Source organism: Mesorhizobium tamadayense (assembly GCF_003863365.1).
Classification (GTDB): domain Bacteria; phylum Pseudomonadota; class Alphaproteobacteria; order Rhizobiales; family Rhizobiaceae; genus Mesorhizobium; species Mesorhizobium tamadayense.
Genome location: NZ_RQXT01000075.1, coordinates 19,455 through 27,784 on the forward strand (window position 1 = coordinate 19,455; position 8,330 = coordinate 27,784).

9 protein-coding genes are annotated in these 8,330 nt (G+C 58.2%); 1 reads left to right on the plus strand and 8 read right to left on the minus strand.

Annotated elements, in window-relative coordinates:
- Positions 1–243 precede the first annotated feature (243 nt).
- The 3 genes from EH240_RS33880 to EH240_RS33890 all read right to left on the minus strand — a co-directional run bounded on the left by EH240_RS33880 (position 244) and on the right by EH240_RS33890 (position 3,274).
- Positions 244–1,206 (minus strand): LysR family transcriptional regulator, encoded by a 963-nt coding sequence (locus EH240_RS33880; RefSeq protein WP_125006710.1) that lies wholly within the window; start codon positions 1,204–1,206, stop codon positions 244–246.
- Positions 1,178–2,434, minus strand: a complete 1,257-nt coding sequence (locus tag EH240_RS33885) for an 8-amino-7-oxononanoate synthase family protein (protein WP_125006712.1) — start codon at positions 2,432–2,434, stop codon at positions 1,178–1,180. The genes EH240_RS33880 and EH240_RS33885 overlap by 29 nt, the downstream gene beginning before the upstream one ends.
- A gap of 147 nt (positions 2,435–2,581) precedes the next feature.
- Positions 2,582–3,274 carry a winged helix-turn-helix domain-containing protein gene (locus EH240_RS33890; RefSeq protein WP_125006714.1) on the minus strand — a complete coding sequence of 231 codons (693 nt, stop codon included), beginning with the start codon at positions 3,272–3,274 and terminating at the stop codon, positions 2,582–2,584.
- Between the two features lie 265 nt (positions 3,275–3,539).
- Here EH240_RS33890 and EH240_RS33895 point away from each other — a divergent pair, with 265 nt between their 5' ends.
- Complete coding sequence (locus EH240_RS33895) at positions 3,540–4,460, plus strand: nucleotidyltransferase and HEPN domain-containing protein (protein ID WP_125006716.1); 921 nt, start codon at positions 3,540–3,542, stop codon at positions 4,458–4,460.
- 511 nt (positions 4,461–4,971) lie between these two features.
- Here EH240_RS33895 and EH240_RS33900 read toward each other — a convergent pair.
- The 5 genes from EH240_RS33900 to EH240_RS33915 all read right to left on the minus strand — a co-directional run.
- Positions 4,972–6,354, minus strand: coding sequence for a glucoamylase family protein (locus EH240_RS33900; RefSeq protein ID WP_342634121.1), 1,383 nt, complete (start codon positions 6,352–6,354; stop codon positions 4,972–4,974).
- A 627-nt stretch (positions 6,355–6,981) separates the two neighbouring features.
- Complete coding sequence (locus tag EH240_RS33905) at positions 6,982–7,242, minus strand: DUF6894 family protein (protein ID WP_245436644.1); 261 nt, start codon at positions 7,240–7,242, stop codon at positions 6,982–6,984.
- A gap of 52 nt (positions 7,243–7,294) precedes the next feature.
- Entirely contained in the window at positions 7,295–7,462 is a 168-nt protein-coding gene (locus tag EH240_RS38340; RefSeq protein ID WP_167484284.1) for a hypothetical protein, read from the minus strand.
- A gap of 82 nt (positions 7,463–7,544) precedes the next feature.
- The gene (locus EH240_RS33910) at positions 7,545–7,937 is read right to left on the minus strand and encodes a hypothetical protein (RefSeq protein WP_125006718.1); all 393 of its coding nucleotides are present in this window, start codon (positions 7,935–7,937) and stop codon (positions 7,545–7,547) included.
- Between the two features lie 74 nt (positions 7,938–8,011).
- Positions 8,012–8,330, minus strand: a 319-nt coding sequence (locus tag EH240_RS33915) for a TCP-1/cpn60 chaperonin family protein (protein WP_281035196.1), incomplete at its 5' end; no start/stop codon positions are given.

An 8,330-nucleotide genomic window follows, 5' to 3' on the forward strand; every position in this document is an offset into this window, starting at 1 on the left:
CTTTGTGACGATCGCGGTGAGGCTGCCCGCAAGGCGAGATGGCGCAGCGGGGGAGCACGTTAGAACGAGCGCGGTTTCCCCAAGCGGTGGAAGGGTCGCATCCCGCAACTGCCTGACCCGATCTGTGATTGCACATTGCGGCAGGACACCGACAGCGAAGCCCGCCGCGATGGCCGCCCGGATGCCGGCGATGGCCTTTGCTACCTAATGCCGGAAATCTGTGCGCGACCTGCTGGAATGGGCCTAACGAAAGCGCGCGCTTTGCGACTGTTCTGGATTCGGAATCGTATTCGCCATCCTTCTGGCAAGCCCAATCAGCCGCAAAACGGCACTTTTCGGATTCGTCTCAAGCCAGAAAGCTTTGATCGAACAGAGACTGTTGTGGCCATCAAGCGGTTTCCATGCCGTCGCATCAATGGCGACAGTTCGCGCGAAGCTCTCCCCCGCCAAAGTAACGCCTTGGCCTAGCTGAACATTGAAGATGACGGTCGCTTGGCCGGCTTGGCACATCTTGACAGTTGGGCGGCACCCGTCGGCGACCATACCTTCCAGCATTGAGAAATCCAGCAGCGGTCCGCTCGTTCCGACCGGCACGAGCAGTCGCATCCCCGCAAGATCTGCCCATGTGACAATCCGCTTTTCGGCAAGCGGATGACTAGCAGGTACTAGAACGAAGACACGCTCCTGCCAGAACATCTCGGCGCGGCAAGACATGACTTTGCCAAGCCCTGGCGCAAAGACGATGTCGAAGCGCCGACGGCGAACGGCCGTCAGGCATTGTTCACGCGGAATATCCTCAATGGCCAAACTGACATCTGGACAAGATTTGCGGAAGCGATCGAAAAGGCGCTTCAGGAATCCTCCTCCCGCTACCGCGCACAGCCCAATCCTGAGCGTCTTTGCGTCCGTATTGCCGCGGGCGGTGTCCCTGAAAGCTTCCTGCAAACCTTCGTAATGTGTCCGAACGACGTCGATCCAGGCTCGCCCTGCCTCGGTCAAACGAACGCCGCGAACGTCGCGCTCGAACAACTGCATCTGCAGAAGCTGTTCGAGTTTAACGACGTTGCGACTTACACTGGATTCACGGACTCTCAGTTCCCTGGCCGCCTGCCTCAAGCTGCCATACTCCTTAGCCGCAAAGACATACGACAGCAGCCTCAGCCCATTGCCGTACGCGTCATGGCTCATGGGCTTTGCGGATTTCATCCCGGACCATCTCGATTTCAGAACAGAGCGACCGGATCTGTTCTTCGGAATGGCCTGCCGTCAGACAGACGCGCAAGCCCGCCTGCCCGCGGGCTACGGTCGGAAAGAAGATGGCCGACGCATAGAAGCCTTTTTGCAGAAGGACCCTGGCGGCAGCGACTGCCAACAATTCATCGCCCAGATGAACCGTGCGGATCGGAAGCGGCTTTCCGCTTTGCGCAGTAGGCATGAGCGCGTCGAAGAGGGCAATCCGCTTCTGCAGGGTTGCCTGGAGTCGACCGAGCTCGTCCGTGCGGTGCAGTCTCGATGAGGCAAGTGCTGCTCCGATTGAGGCCGTGTTGATCGACGCCGAAAACGCATGAGCCACCGCAAATCTGCGAAACAGGTTCTCCTGATGGACGGTGCCCAGCATCAACATGCCGCCTGATGCGCCGAAGCCCTTGCCAAGTGACGCGGCGATAATGGTCCGACTGCCCAACTCGTCCATCTGCGACCTGGCGAAACCTTGCCCCTCGTCGCCAAACAGCGAAATTCCATGTGCATCGTCAATGTAGAGAAACAGGCCGTATTTTTCCTGGAGGCGGCGCAGTTCGTCGATTGGAGCACTGCCACCCATGGAATAGACGCCATCACAGATGTAGGCGACCGCCTCGTTTTTGCGGCAGAGCCGCTCCAGACCAGCGAGATCATTGTGCGCCAACGTCTCGACCCGTGTCTCGCTGGCGATGGTGCCCTTGTGGTAGGCGAGCGTGGCGTGAGCGAGCCGATCGAAGACCATGACCGGCTTATAGCCACCGGTGAGGTGCCCGGAGGCAATCAACGGAAGAGCACTCATGTTGGCGGCGAGCACCGTGGTGTAGGTGATCACCTTTGCGTTGAAGAGATCGGAAAGCGATGCTTCCAACTCGCCCAGGCTGGCGAAATTCAGACGGGTACGGGCACATGACCAATGCAGCGTGCCCGAGCTTCGCACAGCGTCCACCGCGCCGGCGACAATGGCCGGATGATTGTCAAGGCCGAGATAGGAGCAGCGAACAAAGTCGACGATCTGGCGGCTGTCGTAGTTCAGGATGACTGTCCGGCCCTCGGAAGGACGGACATAGAGTGCCATGACACCCTGGTAGTGAGCGGCCTCGAAATGCGTGTCGGCCGCCTCGATAAGACTAGCCGTGTTTCGGAAGGCTGCATGCGTCCGCCCAGCAGAATAAGCGGGAATACGATCTTTCATAAATCAAGCTCCGAACTGTCGAATGACAATCCGAAACGTGAAATTGCCCCGCGCCTACCTCAACGAAGGCCAAGACAATTTCCCTATAAATTCCGGTCGACCGAACGTTGCAACTTCGTGCGACGGTGAAGATGCGCAAAGCTTCGTTCAATCGAACTCCACTGCATATCCACTCGATCGGACAGTGCGGATAATGGGGCGGCCGGTCATTTGCTCGAGCAGCCGGCGCAAGCGCCCGACGTGGACATCGACCGTTCTTGGCTGGACGATATAGTTGGGTGGCCACGCCGCGCTGATAAGTTCGGACCGGCTGAAGACGCGGCCTGGCGCCTGCAGCAGGAGGCTCAGAAGTCTGAACTCAGTGGGGCTGAGTTGGACCTCCTTGGAACCGTGCCTCACAAGACGCCTGCCTGTCTCGAGGCTGAATTCCCACACATCGAAAATGCCCGTTTCCCCCCGCGCTTTCGGGACCTTACCTCCCGAAACGATCGAGTGCAGGTATGCCAAGATCTTGCCCGGCGATGTCGGTCGGACAAACGTTTCATCCACTCCTGCCCTCAGCAGATCCAGATGGTGTTGTTCATTCCCACCTGGCATCAGGGTCAGCAGGCGAACATGGCCCGTTGCCCGGTTGGCCTTGATAAGGGCGCACAGTTCCAACGCGCGCTCGACATTGTTTTCGGTATCGAGAAGTATTGCCACCACCGATGGCTGCGCCGCCAGTTGTTCCAGGTTCTCGTCGCTTGCCAGCACGGACCTGAACCCCTCGGTGGCGAGGATGTGACTGAACAGAAGATACAGGTCGGGACTCTGCGACCAGAAAAGGACCGAAGGCTTCATGCAGGATGCCCCTCCTGACTGAATGATCACGCTTAATCCGCCATTTGTTGCGTCAAAAATTGGCTGGGACTCGGGCACGTTGCGCAAAACCCTCCCTAAGCTTCATACAATGCGCAAAATCTTCACACTTTTTCCTAGACATGTCTAGCAAGTTTGCTACTTTTTGTTGCAACAAATATGCTGATTGGCCCACCGAGTATGGCAGTGTGTGGATTCGAGGCTTTGTCTCGGTTATGCATGCCCGATGGATCACCGACCCTTGTTTATGAAATCAAGCATCGACCATCTGCCGCCGCTGAAGCAGCGCGAGCTCGCTCGGGCCGTGGAGGTGCTGATCGAGGAATTCGAGGACGCGCTGAAGGGCGCAACAGCGGATTTCAAGAAGCGCGGCCGCATTCTCAAGGTCATTCTCTTCGGATCCTACGCCCGCGGCGGCTGGGTGGACGAGCCACATACCAGGAAGGGATATCGATCAGATTTCGATCTGCTGGTTGTGGTCAATAACCGCAAACTGACGGATTTCGCTGCCTATTGGCGCACGGCGGCAGACCGCCTGATGCGCGAGGTGAACACCCCTGTCAGCTTCATCGTGCACTCGCGCCGGGAGGTGAATACAGCGCTCAAGGAGGGTCAGTACTTCTTCGTCGACATTCGCCGTGACGGGATCGTGCTCTATGAGCTTGACGATGAACCACTCGCCAATCCGATTCCGGCCAAGCCATCTGAGGCCGTCCGGTTGGCGAACGAGTACTTTGGGGACAGGCTGCCTCATGCAAGAGTGTTTGCAAAGACAGCAGACTTTCTTCGCGGGGAATCCAACCTCAAGGAAGCTGCATTTTTGCTCCATCAATCGATCGAGCAAGCTTATGCGGCGCTGCTTCTCGTTTTGACGAATTACAGTCCTCCCTCCCACAACATCAAATTTCTTCGCAGCCTTGCCGAGGACCAAGCGCAGCAGCTAGCAGAAGTGTGGCCTCGCGATCAGCAACGCTTCGTGGCTTGGTTCAACATCATCAACGAGGCCTACGTGAAGGCCCGCTATTCGCGCCACTTCGAGATCACCAAGGAGGCCCTCAGCTGGCTCTCAGATCGCGTCGCAGACTTGATCAATCGGATCGAGAAGGTTTGCCGATCACAGCTCGAGAAGCTGAACGACGAAGCCGAAAAGGCCGCTCGGCGATCGTAGGGGACGCCTCATGGACGCCCGCCACTGCGCTGATGAGCTCTTTGTAGTGCGATCCAGCCCAAGGTTGAAGGGCGAGCGAGTATCGTCGAAGCGAGAGGCGATCAAACCGGGCGATCTAACGAAACCGACTTCGATTGCAGCTGCAAACGGTCGGCTGCTTGATCGAGACCTGCTCTAGAAAGCCTGGAAATAAATTACCAGATCGTATCCTTATGTGATATGGTCAAACCTTGGCCGAGAAAAATTAATAGAAACAAAGGAGGCCGCGATGAGAGATTATTTTTCATTTCAGCTATTCATGAGAATGTCGACTGCGTTGTTTATTGGTGCCGCTATCTATTCCATGGTTTTCTGGAATATATGATAGCGCTTGGAGCCCGCGCTTAGACTTTCTCGAGACCAAGTCGCTGACATTTCCCCATCCTGAGCAGTAGCTAGGAGGCGGGGACGCGCTTCGCGAACTGCTCCGACCTGCCAGCAGATCACTCAGGGAAGAAACCACCCTGCGGCGCTAAGTGCAACCCAGTGGGGCCATACCCGCAGCAGCTCGTGGCCCCTGTGCAGACGTTGATGTGTCGAGGTGCTGGCTGGTGAAGCCCAGCCTCGCCAAGCCCCTGCGCACTTCCGGCGCGCCCATGAACAGTCTCCACAAAAGCCCTGTACGATGGTTCTCGATCATCGCGATGATTGGCCCCTGATTGATCGCCAGATATGTCCGGGAGTACCAGTTGCGAGGCTCGCAAAACGCGTCGACAAAGCCGAAGCGGCCCCATATGCGGTTTCGAGGCTTGGTCAGGAAACCGCGCAGTGCGCGCATCGCTTCCCCCGGAGCATAGGGGAAACTCGACAGGGCAGCGGACGGGGTGATTACGCCAAAGTCCCTGTCAGGGGCACTCGCGATGAATCCTCGCGGCCCATGGCTCGCGGTCAGACCCCAGCAGTCAGGGCCGTATCCCAGATGGTTATGGGGATTGCGGACGCAATGCCGATAATTGATCTGCGTATGACGGAGGTTCTGTTGCCAGTAGTCGGCGTATCGGTCGCTTAGGCCTCGTGGATCGAGCCCGCAGAAGGAATATTGCGAAAAGAAGAGCGGACCACCAAAATCCATTCCCAATGGCAGGACGATCCCGTAATGATCGCGCCCGTTTCGAAAGTCGGATCCACCAGCAAAGCCTTCGTGATAGATGCCCGGATCAATGGGGTGGCGAGTTGATCCCGCCGCCAGCACGAAGGTGAGCATGCATTCGTTCCAACCTCTGATCGGGCTGTCCATCGCCCAGCCGTGGTTCGGGCTCCAGTGCCACATCAGTTGCCGGGCCCCGCGTGTGAACCAGTTCCACTCGGCCTGTGACAACAGCGCGTTCACGCTATGGCGAAGGCGTGCTTCCTCGGTTGCCATCCCGGCGAAATACTCGCGGGCGCAGATCAGACCTTGAAACAGGAAAGTGGTTTCGACCAGATCAGCGCCGTCATCCTTGCGACGGAATGGAATTGTCGCACCGGTACGGCCATTGATGAAATGCGGGAACACGCCGTGGTAGCGCGGCGAGCTTTCCAGGAAATCCAGCATTCGCTGCAATCGGCATAGTGCCGCCGTGCGATCGATCCATCCGCGTTCGACAGCAACGATGATTGCCATGATGCCGAAGCCAGAGCCGCCAATAGCTGCGAGATCGTTGGCCGGAGCACCGGTGGTCTTCTGACGATCTCGGGCAAGACCACTGACGGGATGTGCGCCTTCCCAGAAGTACCGGGCCGTTTGCCGTTGCACGATATCCAGCAGCGCTTCATCGTCGAGCTCGCGAACGTTTGCCGGGAAGTCGGGTGCTTGGAGCGTGCTGGGAATCATCGAGCCGGTGTTCCTGAAATGGGCATACAGATCGCCGGTCAATATGTCGTGTCAGGTGAAATGCCGCCATAGGCCCAACCGCCCTCGCCCACGTTTCGTTCCGGCTAGTGCGAAGGTTTCCGAGCGGCCGTGGCTATCGTGTCTCGGTCGCTTCGCGAGTGCTTCCAGGCATTGCAGCTGTCCCTACGACCTGCTCGACGTAAACGGTTCATCCGGGGGGTCGAGAGATATCGAAAAGAGCAACGCTGCGCCTGCAGCGATTAAGGCCACGCAGATGATTGCGTATATCGTTCGTTTCATGCCCGGCATAAATCCATCAAGTCACAATACCTGACCGCTGAATGGGTCGCGAATGTGCGCGGGTTCATCCGAAAAATACGACGAGGACAATAGCGGCAGCCCACAACGCCACACCGCTCTTGACGAGAAAACCGACCATCGCGGTTCAGTCCTTCGACACCAGATATCCTGTGAGCTGGGCGGCGCTCCACGGAGCTGACTGATCCACTGCGACTGCCTTGGGAGGATTGTTTGAACTCCCTCGGGTGCCAAAGCTACGCGGCGCTGGTTTTCTCATTTAGCTATCTCGGCCGCGCGAACCGGATTGTCAGATCGCTTGTGGCACATGCGATACGACCGTCGCCCGCGTGATTGCCATGCCTACATTCTTCATTGGCGGTCTATCAACTCGACTTCGAAAGTCATTGTCGCCTTCAAGAGCGGTTGGCTGTTTTCGTCGCGGACTTCGATTGCGAGGCAGCAGCGGCTGTCGGGTGGTGCGATTTCTTTCACATAGTCTGCCAAGGCTGCGAAAGCCTCCGCACGAGCAGCATTGAGGCCCCCAGCAAGCCTTGTCCCCTCATCGTCGGGAAAGAGCCGGTCATTGTCGCGCACGTCGAAAAAATACAGCGCCATGTTCGCCGACTGCACTCGGCTCTGCCTGTTCCATGTCTGATTTTGTACGATGCCGGTCCAGGTCGCTTCAGATAAGCCCGTTATCCTCGGCCGTCTGGCGGGCTCGGCGTCGGGTTCCGTCGGTGTCGGATTTCCGGTGCCTTTCTCTCGCAGCCTTGCGGATCTGCTCGAAGCGGTTCTCTTCGCTTTCATCGGGCGCAGGCTGGAGCTCGGTTTTCTTTTCGAAGGTGATCATCAGTCGCATTCCCCGCTAAGCTTGATCGGAAGGTGCGCCGGGACGGACGTCCCGGCGATGGTCGTTTCAATTAAAGCGAGCTTCAGGCAGCGAGAGCGGTGGTGCAACCTTGAACGCCCAGCTTGTCGGGCGTCGTTTGTCCAGGCATCGTCGCCCAGCCTCCCGCTTCCACGAACTGACGCTTCTTGTAGCTGTCGGTGATGGCCTTGAACTCGACAAGCTTCGCCGCCGCATCCGGCGCCGCGTTGAACCTTTCAACGCATATGGCGGATGCCAGGTCTCCACGCGCCGTGTCGCTGGCCGTGGCCGCCATCTTTTGGGACGTGCCGCCGGTGACCCAGCCTCCCCAACTGAAGCCGATGACGATCGTGGCGATCACGGCCGCGATGCATGCCCAGACCAGCATGGTCTTCGAAGGCTGGTAGTCCTCCCAACGACGGGAGAGAGATTGTTTCGTCGTGCTCTGCATGGCCATGAAGGTTTTCCTTCCAGGTTGGAGTGCGGATTGCTTTGTCCGGCCGCGCTGGCCGAACGGTTCAGGCACTGTTCTCAGTATCCACCCATGCCGCCGTTGCCTGCCGCCGGGGCGGAATCCTTCGCGGGAATGTCGGCGATCATTGCTTCAGCGGTGATGAGCAGCGCCGCGATCGAACCGGCATCCTGCAGCGCAGTTCGCACGACCTTGGCAGGATCGACGATGCCGGCCTTGATCATGTCCACATAGGTTTCCGTCTGCGCATCGAAGCCCTGGTTGCGGTCCCTGCTTTCGGCCAGCTTGCCGACCACGATCGAGCCTTCGACGCCGGCATTTTCGGCGATCTGACGGATTGGAGCCTCAAGCGCCCTGAGCACGATCGAAATGCCGGCC